This window comes from Mesorhizobium sp. LNJC394B00, assembly GCF_000502555.1.
GTDB lineage: Bacteria > Pseudomonadota > Alphaproteobacteria > Rhizobiales > Rhizobiaceae > Mesorhizobium.
Genome location: NZ_AYWH01000011.1, coordinates 89038 through 105770, shown reverse-complemented (window position 1 = coordinate 105770; position 16733 = coordinate 89038). Strand labels below are relative to the sequence as shown.

Annotated in this window: 18 protein-coding genes; 6 read left to right on the top strand and 12 right to left on the bottom strand. The window is 62.1% G+C overall.

What is annotated here, in order from left to right; all coding sequences use genetic code 11:
- Positions 1-648: 648 nt before the first annotated feature.
- Genes X751_RS138235 through X751_RS138245 form a run of 3 tightly spaced genes read left to right on the top strand, consistent with a single transcriptional unit; the run spans position 649 to position 4831 of the window.
- A complete protein-coding gene (locus tag X751_RS138235) occupies positions 649-4413 on the top strand; it encodes a vitamin B12-dependent ribonucleotide reductase (protein ID WP_023745995.1) in 3765 nt (1254 codons plus the stop codon).
- Between the two features lie 6 nt (positions 4414-4419).
- Positions 4420-4620: a type II toxin-antitoxin system HicA family toxin gene (locus tag X751_RS138240; RefSeq protein WP_023669047.1), complete on the top strand. Its 201-nt coding sequence runs from the start codon at positions 4420-4422 to the stop codon at positions 4618-4620.
- A gap of 4 nt (positions 4621-4624) precedes the next feature.
- Positions 4625-4831: a type II toxin-antitoxin system HicB family antitoxin gene (locus X751_RS138245; protein WP_023669048.1), complete on the top strand. Its 207-nt coding sequence runs from the start codon at positions 4625-4627 to the stop codon at positions 4829-4831.
- A gap of 23 nt (positions 4832-4854) precedes the next feature.
- Here the strand turns inward: X751_RS138245 and X751_RS138250 are convergent, their stop codons facing one another.
- The 3 genes from X751_RS138250 to X751_RS138260 are packed head-to-tail and all read right to left on the bottom strand — an operon-like array spanning position 4855 to position 6983.
- Entirely contained in the window at positions 4855-5457 is a 603-nt protein-coding gene (locus tag X751_RS138250) for a hypothetical protein (RefSeq protein ID WP_245265832.1), read from the bottom strand.
- A gap of 4 nt (positions 5458-5461) precedes the next feature.
- Complete coding sequence (locus X751_RS138255) at positions 5462-5998, bottom strand: hypothetical protein (protein ID WP_245265831.1); 537 nt, start codon at positions 5996-5998, stop codon at positions 5462-5464.
- 13 nt (positions 5999-6011) lie between these two features.
- Positions 6012-6983 carry a DUF3592 domain-containing protein gene (locus tag X751_RS138260; protein WP_023669050.1) on the bottom strand — a complete coding sequence of 324 codons (972 nt, stop codon included), beginning with the start codon at positions 6981-6983 and terminating at the stop codon, positions 6012-6014.
- A 163-nt stretch (positions 6984-7146) separates the two neighbouring features.
- Here X751_RS138260 and X751_RS138265 point away from each other — a divergent pair, with 163 nt between their 5' ends.
- Positions 7147-8088, top strand: coding sequence for a phosphoribosylaminoimidazolesuccinocarboxamide synthase (locus X751_RS138265; protein WP_023734562.1), 942 nt, complete (start codon positions 7147-7149; stop codon positions 8086-8088).
- Between the two features lie 20 nt (positions 8089-8108).
- Here the strand turns inward: X751_RS138265 and X751_RS138270 are convergent, their stop codons facing one another.
- From X751_RS138270 to X751_RS1000000167610, 3 genes are read right to left on the bottom strand one after another with little or no spacing between them, the layout of a single operon-like run.
- A complete protein-coding gene (locus tag X751_RS138270; RefSeq protein WP_023745993.1) occupies positions 8109-8993 on the bottom strand; it encodes a DMT family transporter in 885 nt (294 codons plus the stop codon).
- Positions 8990-9598: a class I SAM-dependent methyltransferase gene (locus X751_RS138275; RefSeq protein WP_023684924.1), complete on the bottom strand. Its 609-nt coding sequence runs from the start codon at positions 9596-9598 to the stop codon at positions 8990-8992. The genes X751_RS138270 and X751_RS138275 overlap by 4 nt, the downstream gene beginning before the upstream one ends.
- Before the next feature lie 28 nt (positions 9599-9626).
- Positions 9627-9800, bottom strand: coding sequence for a hypothetical protein (locus X751_RS1000000167610; protein WP_198022463.1), 174 nt, complete (start codon positions 9798-9800; stop codon positions 9627-9629).
- A 104-nt stretch (positions 9801-9904) separates the two neighbouring features.
- Here X751_RS1000000167610 and X751_RS138280 point away from each other — a divergent pair, with 104 nt between their 5' ends.
- Complete coding sequence (locus tag X751_RS138280) at positions 9905-10864, top strand: LysR substrate-binding domain-containing protein (RefSeq protein WP_023684922.1); 960 nt, start codon at positions 9905-9907, stop codon at positions 10862-10864.
- On the opposite strand, the gene X751_RS138285 is transcribed toward X751_RS138280, so the two are convergent.
- The 6 genes from X751_RS138285 to X751_RS138310 form a co-directional block, all read right to left on the bottom strand.
- Positions 10854-11360: a DUF2314 domain-containing protein gene (locus X751_RS138285; protein ID WP_023684921.1), complete on the bottom strand. Its 507-nt coding sequence runs from the start codon at positions 11358-11360 to the stop codon at positions 10854-10856. The two genes, X751_RS138280 and X751_RS138285, sit on opposite strands and share 11 nt — an antisense overlap.
- Positions 11361-11513: 153 nt before the next feature.
- The gene (locus tag X751_RS138290) at positions 11514-12578 is read right to left on the bottom strand and encodes a GH25 family lysozyme (protein WP_023684920.1); all 1065 of its coding nucleotides are present in this window, start codon (positions 12576-12578) and stop codon (positions 11514-11516) included.
- Between the two features lie 137 nt (positions 12579-12715).
- The gene (locus X751_RS138295) at positions 12716-12907 is read right to left on the bottom strand and encodes a hypothetical protein (RefSeq protein ID WP_023669058.1); all 192 of its coding nucleotides are present in this window, start codon (positions 12905-12907) and stop codon (positions 12716-12718) included.
- A gap of 116 nt (positions 12908-13023) precedes the next feature.
- The gene (locus tag X751_RS138300) at positions 13024-13422 is read right to left on the bottom strand and encodes a GFA family protein (protein ID WP_023697596.1); all 399 of its coding nucleotides are present in this window, start codon (positions 13420-13422) and stop codon (positions 13024-13026) included.
- A gap of 187 nt (positions 13423-13609) precedes the next feature.
- Positions 13610-14566 carry an alpha/beta hydrolase gene (locus tag X751_RS138305; protein ID WP_023745992.1) on the bottom strand — a complete coding sequence of 319 codons (957 nt, stop codon included), beginning with the start codon at positions 14564-14566 and terminating at the stop codon, positions 13610-13612.
- A gap of 117 nt (positions 14567-14683) precedes the next feature.
- Complete coding sequence (locus tag X751_RS138310; RefSeq protein ID WP_008875526.1) at positions 14684-14932, bottom strand: ParB N-terminal domain-containing protein; 249 nt, start codon at positions 14930-14932, stop codon at positions 14684-14686.
- A gap of 169 nt (positions 14933-15101) precedes the next feature.
- On the opposite strand from X751_RS138310, the gene X751_RS138315 reads away from it, so the two are divergent.
- Positions 15102-16733 carry a N,N-dimethylformamidase beta subunit family domain-containing protein gene (locus X751_RS138315; RefSeq protein ID WP_023745991.1) on the top strand — a complete coding sequence of 544 codons (1632 nt, stop codon included), beginning with the start codon at positions 15102-15104 and terminating at the stop codon, positions 16731-16733.

The window sequence follows — 16733 nt, the reverse complement described above, 5'->3', positions numbered from 1 at the left end:
GAAAAGGCTGTGAGCCAGAATCCGGCCGGGCCTGTCTCGGGTGAACCGCTCACCAGCGGTCCACGCCGGCAGAATCGGGCTTTCCTCAGCCGCTTTTTGTCCCCGTTATCCACATATGTGACACACAAGATGTTGGGGTCACAAAAGCTACGCAAACGAATCCTTGACGACGCAAACCGAGTCGCCTTTTATGTGCCATGTGCTCTTGTTGAGGGCGCGACCGGAGAGTTTCGAGCCCGGTCATTTTCCCGGATTTTGTGCGTTTTGGCCATGATTTCCGCCTGTTTACGTGGCTGGCGGAAGCGTTGGATCGTGGGGGCTTCGGGAGCGAAAAGGGAGATTTGTCGGACTGGAATAAATTGTCTGTTAACACTATATTTAGTGTTTGCAGGCAGGTTCGACGCTAGATAGTGTGAATTTCCCTCGGTCGAGGGAATCGAGGAAAAATTCAGTTTTGAGGGACCCGCAGGGTTCGGCGCAGAGTTGGAACAGCGGCTTCGTAAGAAGCTCGACCAGCAAGGCGACGAAGACTGCCACAAGGAGAGCCGGTGTTTTCGAACGCCGGCAGACGGCGGACATGCGCGTTTCGCATTGGGGGCAGAAATCCCCGGGGAAAAGCGCTATATATAGACAAAAGGGACCGGACCAATGCGCATCGAGCGTCGTTTCACCAAGCCAGGCCAATCAGCTTACGCGGAGATCGAATTCCGCAAGGCGCTTTCGGAGATCAAGAATCCGGACGGCTCGGTGGTGTTCCGCTTGGACAATATCGATGTGCCGGCGCAGTTCTCGCAGGTTGCCGCCGACATCCTGGCGCAGAAGTATTTCCGCAAGGCCGGCGTGCCCGCGCGCCTGAAGAAGGTCGAGGAGAACGACGTCCCCTCCTTCCTGTGGCGCTCCGTCGCCGACGAGGCCGAGCTTGCCAAGCTGCCGGAAGCCGAGCGCTACGGTTCCGAAATCGACGCCCGCCAGGTCTTCGACCGGCTGGCCGGCACCTGGACCTATTGGGGCTACAAGGGCGGCTACTTCAAGTCGGAAGAAGACGCCAGCGCCTTCCGCGACGAACTCGCCTACATGCTCGCCACCCAGCGCGTTGCGCCGAACTCGCCGCAATGGTTCAATACCGGCCTGCACTGGGCCTACGGCATCGATGGCCCGAGCCAGGGCCACTATTATGTCGACCCGTTCACCGGCAAGCTGACCAAGTCGAAGTCCTCCTACGAGCATCCGCAGCCGCATGCCTGCTTCATCCAGGGCGTGCAGGACGATCTCGTCAACGAAGGCGGCATCATGGACCTGTGGGTGCGTGAAGCGCGTCTGTTCAAATATGGCTCGGGCACCGGCTCCAATTTCTCCATGCTGCGCGGCGAAGGCGAAAAGCTGTCGGGCGGCGGCCGTTCGTCCGGCCTGATGAGCTTCCTCAAGATCGGCGACCGCGCGGCGGGCGCAATCAAGTCGGGCGGCACCACGCGTCGTGCGGCCAAGATGGTCATTGTCGACGCCGACCATCCCGATATCGAGGAATTCATCGACTGGAAGGTCAATGAAGAGCAGAAGGTGGCGTCGCTGGTCACCGGCTCCAAGATCGTCAAAAAACATCTCGAAGCGATCATGAAGGCCTGCATCAATTGCGAAGGCCATGATGACGATTGCTTCGACCCGTCGATCAACACCGCGCTGAAGCGCGAGATCAAGGCGGCCAAGAAGTCGGCCGTGCCGGAGAACTACATCTACCGCGTCATCCAGTTCGCCAAGCAGGGCTACACCGCGATGTCGTTCAAGACCTACGACACCGACTGGGATTCCGACGCCTACCTCACCGTTTCCGGCCAGAACTCCAACAATTCGGTGTCGCTGAAGGACAACTTCCTGCGCGCCGTCGAGGACGACGCCGACTGGCATCTGACCGCCCGCAAGGACGGCAAGGTGCTGAAGACGCTGAAGGCACGCGACCTCTGGGAAAAGATCGGCTACGCCGCCTGGGCTTCGGCCGATCCGGGCCTGCATTTCAACACGACGATGAACGACTGGCACACCTGCGCTTCGGCCGGTGCGATCCGGGCCTCCAATCCGTGCTCGGAATACATGTTCCTCGACGACACGGCCTGCAACCTGGCCTCGATCAACCTGCTGCCCTACCGCAATGCCGACGGCACGATCGACATCGCCGCCTACGAGCACACGGTGCGGCTGTGGACCGTCGTCCTCGAAATCTCGGTGATGATGGCGCAGTTCCCGTCGAAGGAGATCGCCAAGCAGTCCTACGAATACCGCACGCTCGGCCTCGGCTATGCCAACATTGGCGGCCTGCTGATGACGTCCGGCATTCCCTATGACTCCGACGAGGGCCGCGCCATCTGCGCAGCGCTCACCGCCATCATGACCGGCACTGCCTATGCCACCTCGGCCGAGATGGCTGGCGAGCTCGGCGCCTTCGCCGATTACGACCGCAATGCGCAGAACATGCTGCGCGTCATGCGCAACCATCGCCGTGCCGCCTATGGCGAGAAACAGGGCTACGAGAAACTCGCCGTCAATCCGGTGCCGCTGGTCGCGTCCGACCTGAAGCAGCAGGAATTGGCCACGCACGCCAAGGCTGCCTGGGACCGCGCCATCGAACTCGGCGAAGAGCATGGCTACCGCAACGCGCAGGCGACCGTGATTGCGCCGACCGGCACGATCGGCCTGGTCATGGATTGCGATACCACCGGCATCGAGCCCGACTTCGCGCTGGTGAAGTTCAAGAAGCTCGCTGGCGGCGGCTACTTCAAGATCATCAACCGCGCCGTGCCGGAAGCGCTGCGCACGCTGGGCTATTCCGAGAGCCAGCTCGCCGAGATCGAGGCTTACGCTGTCGGCCACGGCAACATGAACCAGGCGCCGGCGGTCAACCCCGGCTCGCTCAAGGCGAAGGGTTTTACTGACGACAAGATCGCGGCGCTCAATGCGGCGCTGAAGTCGGCCTTCGACATCAAGTTCGTCTTCAACCAGTGGACGCTGGGCGCCGACTGGGTGAAGGAGACGTTCGGCTTCACCGACGAGCAGCTCAACGACTTCTCGTTCGAGATGCTGCCGGCGCTCGGGTTCTCCAGGAAGGACATCGAAGCCGCCAACATCCATGTCTGCGGTGCGATGACCCTGGAAGGCGCGCCCTTCCTCAAGGCCGAGCATCTCGCGGTGTTCGACTGCGCCAGCCCGTGCGGCAAGATCGGCAAGCGCTCGCTGTCCATCAACAGCCACATCCAGATGATGGCGGCGGCACAGCCTTTCATCTCCGGCGCCATCTCCAAGACCATCAACATGCCCAACGATGCGACGGTGGAAGACGCCAAGGGCGCCTACATGCTGTCGTGGAAGCTGGCGCTGAAGGCCAACGCGCTCTATCGCGACGGCTCGAAGCTGTCGCAGCCGCTCAATTCGTCGCTGCTCGCCGACAGCGAGGACGACGAGGACGACGCGGTCGAGCAGTTGATCGCGGCGCCCGCTTCACAGCGTGCCGTGCAGGTCACCGAGAAGATCGTCGAGCGCGTCATCGAACGCCTCTACCGCGATCGTGAAAAACTGCCGAATCGCCGCAAGGGCTACACCCAGAAGGCAGTCGTCGGCGGCCACAAGGTCTACCTGCGCACGGGCGAATTCGACGACGGCCGCATCGGCGAGATCTTCATCGACATGCACAAGGAAGGCGCCGCTTTCCGAGCGATGATGAACAACTTCGCCATCGCCATCTCGCTTGGCTTGCAATATGGCGTGCCGCTCGAGGAATTTGTCGAGGCCTTCACCTTCACCAAATTCGAGCCGGCCGGCATGGTGCAGGGCAATGACGCCATCAAGAATGCGACGTCGATCCTCGACTACGTGTTCCGCGAACTCGCCGTGTCCTACCTCGGCCGCCACGACCTCGCCCATGTCGACCAGTCGGATTTCGACAAAACGGCGCTCGGACGCGGCATCAACGAAGGCAAGGCGACGCCGTTCTCGAAGGGCCTTACCCGCGGCGCCTCGCCGGTCAAGTTGGTGTCTGGCCTAGGTGGCGAACCCAAGGGTTTTGCCGGATCACCTGCCGCGGCCCCTGCCCGGGTCACCCCAACTGCGTTCTCAGGCTCCAATGTGCTGGCGCTTAAACCAGCAAGCGACGAAGCCATCGCCTACAAGCGCGACTATGAGGAGCGAGCCAAGGAATTGGTCGAAGATATTGTTTCCGAGGAGGCAGCCGATCCCACCGGGTTGTTCACCGACGAAGCAGCGAAAGAAGCGGCCGAGGCAAAGGCGCTTGCCTCTACGCGGCGTCAGCAATCCTTGATGCAAGGCTACACCGGCAACGAATGCTCGGAATGCCACAACTTCACCATGGTGCGGAACGGCACCTGCGAGAAGTGCGATACCTGCGGCTCGACGAGCGGGTGCAGCTGAGAAATCATGCCGCCTCGGCTTACAGTCCGCGAAGTCATTCGCCTGCTGGAGACCGACGGTTGGTATCTGGTTGCAACCAAGGGCAGCCATCGCCAATATAAGCACAAAACCAAAGCCGGCCGCGTCACCGTGGCCGGCAAACCGTCTGAAGAGGTTGCGCCAGGAACACTGAACAGCATCCTCAAGCAGTCCGGTTTGAAGGAGTGACTATATGCGTTACGCGGTGGTGATTGAAAAAGCAGGCAACAATTTCTCTGCCTATGTGCCGGACCTACCCGGCTGCATCGCAACTGGTGCTACCGTGCCAGAAGTAGAAATCGAAATTCGCGACGCTATACGCTTTCACATCGAGGGCTTGCGTGCCGATGGGCTGGAGGTGCCCAAAGGAATCAGTCTCGCGGAATACGTAGAGGCATAAGCGGTAACCTTCAGGACAACCTCCTACCGCGCCCTTAGCGTCTGATCGTCGAACAGCGGCTCGTCCTGCCCCGCCCGAACGAACAGCACCCTCCGCCCCTCACCCGCCGGCGCCTCGAAATACTGAATACCATCCGGCATTTCGCCCCAGTCGCCGCAGGGCGGTTCGGGAACTTCGTCATTGGCTAGCGCCTTCAGCTCTTTCGCATAGGCAGCATCGGGGCTGAATGTGTAGCGTTTGACGCCCGCGGGCACGGTGCCCTCGGTGTAGGGCGTCAGCACGCAGCGGGCGCTGACTGATTTGTCGGTCTTTTCCAGCAACAGGCGCAACACCGCGGCCTCGGCGGTTTCGCCTGATTTGATGTCGAACACCTCGACCAGCGGATCGGGCGCGCCGCCATCGCTGTATTTGATGGCGAGCGCGTTGCCGACGAATTCGAAGTGGATCTGGCGAAAACCGAAATCGCAGCGCTGCACCCAGGCGGCCAGCCCAACCGTCTTGTCGGCCATTTTTTCCCAGACGCATTTGTCGATCGGCGGGCGCGATGGCGCCGGCTCGTCCGCCCGCGCTGCGGCTGATATCGTCGCCGAGGCAAACAGCGTGCAGATCCAGACAATCGGTCTCATGGCGCTATTCATCGCTGCATCCTGTCAATGTGAAGGCGTCCCACGCCGAGCCGTCCGGATTGGCATTGGCGAAATCGGCAAATTCGGTGAAGCCCGCGCCGAAATCGGGCAGCAACAGCCCTTTCGGCGCCGGTGTCGCTTCGCGCGAATTCAGCTGCTCGGCGCCGCCTCCGGTCAAGGCATAGACCTGGCCCATCCATATCCGGCAGAGACCGCTGCCATCCTCCAGCCCCGCTTCGCGGTCGTCGTCGGTGCAGGCGTGGCGGATGGTGCCGAGCGGAAACGAATTTTTGCCATTGGTCCAGGCGATGTCGGCCGGCAAGCGCGTGTCGGTGTTGGGCACGGTCACCGAAAACACTTCGGCCGTCAGTGCCGCCGGCTCATTGTCTAGCGGCCGGAATTGCAACACCGCGCCCGAACGCGGCTCGCGATAGGTGGCGTGGCTGAGCAGACATTCCTTTGCGCTCGCTGCCTGCACGGCGCCGAGCAGAGCCAGGCAAACGACGGCCAGCCTGCGGACGATCATTGGATGTCTTGTCATGAAAGTGGGCGCCTCAGATAAAACCGACCAGCCAAGCCGCGCCGCCCAGAAACGCGGCCGAACAGACCCACAGCAGCCAAAGCCCGCGCACCCTGCATTCGAGCACTGCCGAGGCGGGGTTGGCTGGGTCGTAATGCACGTCGACCTTGCCGCCCTCGGCATAGCTGCGCGCCTGGCTGCTGACGAGGCCGGGCATTGAAGCGGTGACCGTGGCGCCGAAGGTGACGCGGTCTGAGGTGTAGTGCTGGCCTGCGACGCCGTAGCTGTACACGATGCGGGATTTGAAAACGGTGCTCCAGCGTCGGTGGCCGCTGTAGTTTCGTAGCGCCTGCAGACCGGAGGAATCGATGCGGCCGGGCGCGACCGGCCATTTTGCCGCCTGCTCGGCAAGCGACTTCTGGACGAAGGCCATGCGCAGGATCATCAGGCCCATGAACAGCAGCAGCGCTCCGGCGCCGAGGTTCTGCGGCTTGGGCAGGTGCGGCCGGATCGCCTCCAGCACGCCACCGAGCGAAAACACCAGCACCACCGTGCCGATCACCAGCCCGGCCGAGAGCTTGACCATGAACTTGAAGGCGCCGTCCGGCAGGGTACGTTCGATCACGGCCTTGCCCGGATCGGCCGGATTGTAGAAGACGGTCACTTCAGCGCCGGTGGGAAACTGCGCCAGGGTTTCGGTGACTTCGAAATTCCCCAGATTCTCCTTCACGCTGTAGCGCGAGCTTTGAAATTTCTTTTTACCGACCTTGTATTCGAAGGTGATCGCCGGAAAATTGCGCATCTCGGTGGTGTCGCTGCTGTCCGAGCCGACGCCCGACCTTCTGACTTCACGCGCCTCGACGCGCGACGAGATGATCTTGCCCGGCGCCGGCAGCCAGTGGCTCATCGCCTGCACCTCGCGCCATTTGACGAAAGTGATGAACGACAGACCGCCCGCGATCGCGCAGGCAAATCCGACAATCAGAAATTTGAGCTCTACGTCCACCGCGTCCCCCAGGAGTGTCGGAAGCTGCGAATAGATAGCACGGCGAAGGCAATGTCTTGATTATTCGCGAAGGACGAACCGCCCTTCCTCGGGTATCGAAGCCCCCTCAACTTTGTTAAGAGTCGCCCAAACTGTTAGGAGCCATGAGACCAGGATGACAGCACTGCGCGTTCTCTCGGATGCCTTCATTCCGGAACTCCCGAACCACTACAAAGGCAAGGTCCGCGAGAATTACGATCTGCCGGATGGCCGCCGCATCATCATCGCCACCGACCGGCTGAGCGCCTTCGATGTGATCCTGACCGCAATACCTCTCAAGGGAGAGCTGCTGACGCAGACGGCGCGCTACTGGTTCGAGGAAACGGCGGACATCTGCCAAAACCATGTGCTCGATTATCCCGACCCCAATGTCGTTGTCGGCACCAGGCTCGACATTCTGCCGGTGGAAATCGTTGTTCGCGACTATCTCGCCGGCACCACCAGCACTTCGGTGCTGACGAAATACAAGAACGGCGAACGCGATATGTACGGCATCCGCCTGCCGGACGGGCTGCGCGACAATGAGAAGCTGCCGCAGGCCATCATCACGCCGACCAGCAAGGCGCTCGATGGCGGCCATGACGAGCCCTTGACGCGCGACGAGATCCTGACGCGCGGCCTGTTATCGGAAGAGCAATGGGACACAGTCTCGCGCTATGCGCTGGCGCTGTTTGCGCGCGGCAAAGCGTTGGCCGCCAAGCGCGGCCTGATCCTGGTCGACACCAAATACGAGTTCGGCACGGACAAGGATGGCGCCATCATCCTTGCCGATGAAATCCATACGCCCGACTCAAGCCGCTACTGGCTTGCGGCAAGCTATGAAGAGCGTTTCAAGGCAGGCGAGCGGCCGCAAAGTTTCGACAAGGACTTTATTCGCGCCTGGGTGACCGCGCGCTGCGATCCCTACAAGGATCGTATTCCGAAAATCCCCGCCGAGCTCATCGAGCAGACATCGCGGGTTTACACGCAGGCCTTTGAGACCATCACCGGCAAGACCTTCACCGCCGATATCTCGGGAAAGACGGTGCTGGACCGCATTCGCGAGAACCTGCGACCTTATTTCTGACGGCGGCTGGCGGCCGCCGGTCAACTTGCCGAGGTCGCGGACACGGACGGTTCTGGCGGAGCGCGCCACGTGCCGAGATATGATCCGCACAGGATGAGCGCGAAGGCCGCGACAATGCCGATATCGAGCGGCTCCGAAAGGACGAGCACGCCGGCTGCCACGGACACGGCGGGCGCCACATAGGTGATGACGACCGCCCGTTCGGGGCCGATCTCCCGCACCAACAAGAAGTAGGTGGCGAAGGCAATCGCCGTGCAAAACACGCCAAGACCGAGGATTGCGCCAACCACCGTTGTCGACGGCATGGCCGCCGGCCAGGCCAACGCCGCCGGCACGGCGTAGATCAGCGCGGCCCCTGCCAGACAGACTGCCGTCAGCGAGGTTGCCGGCACATCGTTCAGCCAGCGCGACGCGATGATCGAACCCGAGGCATAGCAGGCCGCGGCCATGAGAATCTCGACGACCGCGAGAAATCCGCCACCCAAGGTCGGCAGCGCCAGCACGAAGACACCGGCAAAACCGAGGAAAAGGCCGGTCCAGCGGCGTATCCCCAGCCGCTCATCCGAGCCCATCAGCTTTGAGAGCGCGACGGTTACGGCCGGCGTCATGGCAATCAGCAGTCCGGCGGTGGAACTGTCGATGCTGACTTCGCCATGGGTGATCAGCCCCCATGGCAGGATCATCTCGACCAGACAGAATGCGGCGACCGCCCGCCAATGTGTCTTCAGCCATCCGAAACTGCGCTGGACAAGGATGAAGGGCAGCAGCGCCAGGGCGCCGACGGCTGTTCGGGCAAAGACCAGGAAGGGCACCGACACCTCGGCAACCGCCAGCTTGATCAACAAATAGGGAATGCCCCACAGGAGGCTGAGCAGCACGAACAAAAACAGTCCGCGGCGCGTCATGACGGCCTCAAAGCCAGAAAGGTGGTCCACTCTTCGCGATCGCGGCCGACGTTGAATTCGTCTCCGACAAGGACCAGCCCGGCGTTTTCGAGGCGGGCCGCGAAGTCGTCCCTGCGCCAGTAGACCGTATGATATTCGCCGCTCTTCTCGCCATCGCCAATGCGCATCGAGACGAGGAAGGCGCCGCCCGGCCGCAGCGACCCGGCAATCTTGGCAAGCACCTGGTCGGCCTGCTCGCGCGGCACGTGGATCAGGACGCACAATGCGAGCACCGCGTCGTAGGGGCCGCCGAGATCGTCGGTGACGAGATCGAGAAACTCACCCTGCTTGCCGCGTGCGGCCTGCAACTCGAGAAACCGCTTCGTTGCGTCTGTGCGCCGAACCTGGACACCGAGCCCTTCGACGAAGTCCGCATCGTATCCGGGTCCCGAACCGACTTCCAGAATCCGGCCACCTTTGCCGGCGATCTTCACCAGGCGCTTCAGCCATTTCTGTTCTCTTTGGTTCGGAACGTGCCGCACCAGAGCGTCGTAGCGTTCGGCATAGTCCTCATAGGCGTTGATCGTTTGTCGGCTCTTCGCCAGATCCTCGGATAACACAGTCATCTTTCCCTCCCCTGGTCAAAGAGCTTGCTTAGCCAATGGTGCCGGGAGGCACGCGTCCGTCAAGCATACCGATATCCCTGAGGAAATGATCCGACAGCGAGCGGCGGTCGAGCAGGCCGTGCTTGCGAGGCCTGAACGGCGCGGTGAAGAGGTCGAGCACCGGGCGGCGAAGCGTGTTGTAGAGAGCGATGGTGGTGGTCATTGCCGTATCCTCCAGGGTTTGATCCAATGAATGCAGCATGCCGTTTTCCGGGCTTGGTTTCCAATCGAACGTCGCGTAGTATGCATCAGCGGGATTGATGCGTCATGAGCTGGGAACTACCACCATTAGGAGCCATCAGGGTCTTTGAAGCCGCGGCCCGGCTGGGCAGTTTCACCAAGGCAGCCGAAGAACTCGGCATGACCCAATCAGCTGCCAGCTATCAGATAAAGGTGCTGGAAGAACGTGCCGGAACGCCGCTTTTTATAAGAAAAACAAGGCAGATCGCGCTGACCGAGGCCGGACAGCAGCTGGCGCCGCACGCAACAGGCGCGTTCTCGACCCTGGCCGACGCATGGGTCGCCACCAAGGGTGGAGCGACCGGCGTGCTGTCGGTGACGACCATGGAAACCTTCGCATCGAACTGGCTGGCCGTATGGCTTGGAACATTCCAGCTGATGCATCCCGATCTTGCCGTGAAGGTGAATACATCGCACGGGCTGGTCGATTTCACGCGCGGCGACATGGATGTCGGCATTCGCACCGGCAGTGGAAAATGGCCGGGCCTGACGGCTCACTATCTGTTCAAGGCGGACTATACGCCGATGCTCAGCCCGAGACTCGCCGAAAGCGTCGGCGGCATCCACCGCCCTGAGGATCTCTACCAACTGCCGCTATGCTGTGCCGACGATCCCTGGTGGGAAATCTGGTTCAAGGCTGCCGGCGTGCCGTTCGAGCCCGATCGCGTCATCGCTGGCCCGAAGCTGGGTACGCAGGCCTATGATGCGATGGCGGCGCTGACCGACAAGGGCGCCGCGATCCTCACCAGAAACCTTTACAGCGCCCTGTTGGAAAAGGGCCAGTTGATACAGCCATTCGACGTGCTTGGCTCGGACGGCGACGGCTATTGGCTGGTGCATCTGGAGAGCCGCCGCAACGCGCCCAAAATCAAGGTGTTTCGCGACTGGGTGCTGGCGCAGACGGCTGAGATACGCGAACGCGAAAAGCGCGACAGCCCTCTAGGCACCGCGATAAAACTCGCCCCCGCCTCAACCCTCAGTCCTTGAAGGTCAACCCGTATCTTGCAACCTGTTCCTTCGGCATATCCGCAAGCGCCTGGCGCGTGGTGTAGCCGCCATAGATCACCTTGCCGTTCTTGATCATCCAGTCCTCGACGTCGGCCTCGGTCACCGTCATCCTGTCGCCCATCTTGTACTTGTTGCCATTGACCGGGACGTCGGCGAGCAGGCCGATATAGGAGCCGTCGCTGTAGCCGACCAGCTGCAGCCAGATATGCTCGGTGGCACCGTTCTGGGTCAGCGGGAATTTTACCGTGTAGGTGCCGGGTGTGCCGGCGTCCATCAGTTCGTGGAAGCGCTTGAGGGTCGAGCGGCCGCTGTCCTTGGCGGCCTGCATCGCCTTGTCCTCGGTGGAATAGGACACGACGTTCTGCTTCGACTCCGCCAGCGAAGCGCCACTTCCGCCCGGCATGTGGCCGAGCGAACTGAAAAACCCGTAGCCGACGGCGGCGGCAAGTGCGACAGCCACAACTGGATTGCGCATGGATCCCTCCGAAAACCCGATCACGGGCACGTTACCGGAAGGCTGTTGCGATACCGCTAAAGGACACAGTGAGCGGATCGTTAGCGAGACGCTGAAAATTCAACCCAAGGCGCAGCGGCAGGCAGCGCAGGCGCACCGGCACCGGCCTGACGTTCAGTCGGCGTCGGCGACGGTCGTCTGCCCGCCTGCCCATGCCCGCCAGGCGCGCTCGTCGCCATGGAAGACGTTGAGGTCGATGCGGCCGGTCACGCCGTGCGACAGGCCGGAGCCGGAGTACTGCCAGAACAGCCATTTGCGGCCGGGATAGACTTTTGAGGGATGCCGCGCCACGGCGCGCAGCCAGAACGGATAATCGAGAAACGCACCCTTGAGATTGTCGCGATAGAAATCCGGTGCGGTGTAGATGATGGGCCGCTGGCCGTAATGGCGCTCCAGCTTGTCCATGAACACCTTCATCTTTTCCAGCACGGTGGCCCGCGACGGCCGCCGCTTGCAGGAAGATTCGCCGTTCCACTCGACATCGATCACCGGTGGCAGCGCGCCTTCGACCCTCGGCACATTGCGGATGAACCAGTCGGCCTGCTCGCCCGCAGTGCGGCACCAGTAGAAGAAATGATAGGCGCCGCGCTTCAGCCCGGCGGCGTCGGCATTGCGCCAGTTCTTCATGAACATCGGGTCGAGATGGTCGCCGCCATCGGTCGCCTTGATGTAGGCGAAGTTGGCGCCCTGGGCACGCAGCTTGCCCCAGTTGACATTGCCCTGCCAGCGCGAGACGTCGACGCCGTGGACGGCAAGGTAGCGTGGCGAAGCCTTGCCGAAATTGATCGGCTTGGCGTCGCGGAAACCGTAGCGGGTGACCGGCGAGGCCAGCATGGCCGGCGCCGCGCGCGTCAACCGCTTCGGCGCAGACATCAGAGCGGCGGGCTCGAGCTGTGGTCTGGTGCTCCCCTGCGGCGTGCCCGCGACGATGGCCTCTTCTTCCTCGACCATGGAAAAGGGCGGCGCATTGTCGGCCACAGCGTTGTCGGCCACCATGTCGGACCGCATCGGCGCGAGGTCGGCGGTCTCCGCCGGAGCCGCTGTGACCGGCGCGCTCGGACGCACGACCGAACTGGTCGTCTCGTTCGACGGCTGCAAGCCATCGACGCCCGCTGTGGACGAACAGCCGGCAAGCCACAGCGATGCCAACATGAAACTGACGACGCCTGAAATCCGCATCTGGACCTGTACGCAAAACACAACAGACCGAAGGCAAACAGACGCCGCCGGACAAACCGGCCTCGATTACTAACGAGAAATTACCAACAAAGTTTGAATCAAGTTATTAGGAATTGGCCGGACGAAGGATCATAGCCTTACCTTCCCAGCCATTGCTGCATGCAGCTTTTCGCCACCACATGCGCCGGTGGCACGGCGTCGGCGGCCGGGCGGCGGGCACGTTCGAGCAGCAGGCGAACCTGTTCGGGGCGCACGCGGTCACGCTCCATCACGAGGAGGACCATCGGATCGCTCAAAAGCTCGTCCAGGGTGCTGATTCTGTCGCTCATCGGTCGTCTCCTCGATACCGGCCCGCAGACGACAGATAGGCAGGCAATCATGGCCCGCCAATGACGCTTTGCCGGCTATGTCGTGGTTTCGGGATTAATTTCCGGTAAGGCCGGCGTCAGTTCGGAGGCGGCGCGCCTTCATGGTGCGGCAGGCCGTCTTCGAGCTGCAGCCAAGGCTGCTTCGAGGCGGTCCACATATGCATCTCCGGCTTGAAAAGTGAGGGATCGTCGAGCGAGCCGGTGGTGATGCCGACGATGCCGGCGGAGTCGCGTCGGGAAAACAGCGTGGTGCCGCAAGCGGCGCAAAAGCCGCGCTTTAGGTCCGGAGAGGTGTTGACCGTCGCCACCTCTCCCTCGATGGTGACATCGTCGATGCGAAACAAAAGGCGGGCGTTGAAGGCCGCGCCGATCACCTTCTGGCAGCGCCGGCAGTGGCAGACGCGCTGGTTGAGCGGCGCCGCCTCGGTGCCGTAGCGCACTGCCCCGCAATGGCATCCGCCCTGGTATTTCGTCATCATTCGAACCCATCACACTGAAGGTCTCTTGATGATATCGATAGGTACCTTTCGGTCAATTGAAAAGCCCTGATGGCGCCATCGATTGCGCCGATAGGATCAATGGCTGCGCCAAGGCTCCGTAGCTTCGCAGGCACAAAAAAGCCGACCGCCTCTTCGAGACGGCCGGCATGTATTTTCAGGCAAGCTATTTCGTTTCGCTGAGGACTTCGTCCCAGGTCTTCACCTTGGTTTCGCCATTGAGGAAGGGCAGTGCCGCAGCCGTCAGCTCCGGTGCGAAGAAGACGTCGTAGTGGGTGCGATTGGGAATGATGGCCAGCCGGTTCTGCGACAGGTTCTCACGCATCCAGCCGGCATCCTTCAGCCCGCCGCCGAGCATCTGGTAGAACTTGATCTCGTGCTCGGGCTTGTACATGTCGCTGTCGCCATAGGCCAGCATGACTGGCATCTTCAGCTTCGCCACATCGGCGGAATAGTCGTAATCCTTGCGCATGAAATTGCCCAGCGCATCGAGCAGTTTGGGGAAATCGTCGGGACGTGGGGCGACGGCGACGTAGGATTTGTACATCGGCGTGTCCTTCATGAAATCGGCGGCGGCCGCGCTCACCTGCGCCTGCTGGCCGCGCATCTCGTCATAGAAGCCATTGGCGGCGAAGCCGGTCGAGACCAGGACCAGACGTCTCACCGTCTCGGGATGCTGAACGGCCATGCGGAAGGCGACGCCGCCGCCCAGCGAATAGCCAAGCACGTCGACCTTGTCATAGCCGAGCGCCTTGACGATACCAGCCATGTCGTCGCCCATCCCCTCCAGGCTGAAGGGTCGCTCGCCGAGCGCGGTGCGGCCATGGCCCTGCTGGTCGACGGCAATGATGGTGCGGTTTTCCGCCAGTCTAGGCAGCAGCGGCGCGAACATGTCCGACGTGCCAAGGCCGCCATGCAGCAGAAGCAGCGGTTCGCCCTTGCCGTAGACGGCATAGTAGTAATTCAGGCCGTCGATCAGCAGCAGGCCGGACTTTTCCGGCTTCGGCATGGCTGTTGCTTCGGTGGTCATGGCGGGCTTGGTCTCCTCTGCATTGGCTGGGCCGGGCGCTACGAACAAGGCAGCGACCGAGGCAAGAATGGCGAAATAGATTGGTCTGGACATGTCGGTCTCCTCGGGTTCCGCCCCAAGGACGAGCAAGCACGCCGCGTGCCGACATGCCCTGCGAAAAAATCCGCGGAAGAATGATCGGTTTGGCTGTTGTCGATCGGGTCGCGCGCCTCAGTGGCGCTTGGCCTGCACCAGATAGGCGTCGATCTCGGTCTCGCCGAGCCATTTGGCGGCTTCCAGCCGGTGCAGGCCCTCGACCAGGATGTGGCGCTTGCCGTCATGGCGAACCTGGATCGGCGTCTTCATGCCGTTTTCCAGTATGTCTTCGGCCAGGTGCCGGACCGTTTCGGGATGAAGCGTCTTCTTGCGCGCCGTCGGCACGTAGATGTCATCGACCTTGACCTTCTGCACTCTCAGCATACCGGCTCCCGAGGCGGAAAATGCCGCCTCGCCTGAGATAGTCGGTTTGCCAGGTGCGGCCAAGAGCGGCCAAGCAATTGTGTCGTATGCAATTGCTGGCCCGATCGTTTCCATTTGACGCTTGGCCGGCAGATGGCCGAAATGGCGGCCTGTCACTTTTCCGGTGTTCATGACCCAACTGCCGACCGAATTTCCCGATTTCGGACTGACGCCCGAGCAGCGCCGCGAGGCAGTGCGCGGCCATTACTATGAATGGCCGGGAATGGACGGCGAGCGCGGCGAGATCTGGTGTTATTCCAACCGCTTTTCCTACCGCGCCGGCGAGACCGTGACGCTGCATGTCAGTTCGACAGTGCCGCGCTTCAGCATTGTCATTGTCCGCGACGGCGGCAGCGAGACAAAAGTCTTCGAGCAAACGGGGCTTTCGGCGCGCTGGCAGGATACGCCCGACCAGTGCTCGGTCGAAGGCTGCGGCTGGGAGGCGTCTTTCGAATTTCGCATAGGCAACGATTGGCCATCCGGCGCCTATCGGCTGACACTGACGGGGGACGGGCGCGAGCCCATCCATTGCCATCACCTCATCATCGTCGCGCCCCTGCCCGGCAAAAAGCCCGGTCGCGTGCTGCAGGTGGCGGCGACGGGCACCTGGCTGTCCTACAACACCTGGGGCGGCTCCAACGCCTATCAGGGTATCACCGGACCTGGCCGCGACCAATATGCGCGCATGGTGTCGACGCAGCGGCCGTGGTGCCGCGGCTTTGTCGTGCTGCCCAAGGACGCGCCGCGCGTGCCCTTGGAGGTCGCGGTGCCGCCGAAAACCGTGCCGCGCTATCCGCACATGGAATGGGCGTACGCCACCGGACATTCGAAGAAATACACCTCCTCCGGCTGGGCGAGCTATGACAGCCACTTCTTCCGCTTTGCCGAGCGCGCCGGCTATGGCGTCGATCTCGCCAGCCAGCACGATTTGCACTTCTCGCCCGAAATCCTCGATGGTTATGACTGTGTGGTCTTCGTCGGCCATGACGAGTACTGGACCTGGGAGATGCGGGACGCCGTCGACAGCTACGTCGAGCGCGGCGGCCATGCGGCGCGCTTTGCCGGCAATTTCATGTGGCAGACAAGGCTCGAGGACGAAGGCCGCCGGCAGGTCTGTTACAAATACCGCGCGCGGGCCGAAGACCCGGCCTATGGCGGCGACGTCACCCGCGCCACCAACTCCTGGGAAGCGCCGGAGATCGGCCGTCCCGGCGCTCTGACCTTCGGCCTTAACGCAACGAGGGGCGTCTATTCCGGCTGGGGCGGATGCGCACCGCGCGGCGTGCGCGGCTTTCCGGTCTATCGGCCCGAGCACTGGGCCTTTGCCGGCACCGGCATGTACTATGGCGACCTGCTCGGCGCCGACAGCCATGTCTATGGCTATGAGGTCGACGGGCTCGATTTCGAGATCCGCGGCGGCCTGCCCTATCCGACACCGGACAGCGGTGCGCCTGACGGGCTGCAGGTGCTGGCCGTCGGCATAGCGAGCCAGGTCGAGGAAAGCGCCGATATCCCGATCGAGGACCAGTTTCTCGCCGACGAGGATGGCCGCTTTACGGCCGAAACGCTGTTTGGCGAGGCGACCGACGCCAATCTGGAAAAGGTCAAACGCGGCAACGGCATGATCGTCAATTTTCCGCGCGGCAAGGGCGAGGTTTTCCACGCCGGAAGCTGCGAATGGGTCGCCGGCCTGCTCAGGCAGGATCCCATGGTCGAGCGCGTGACCAGGAATGTAATCGATCGCTACCTCGGAAAGTCCTGA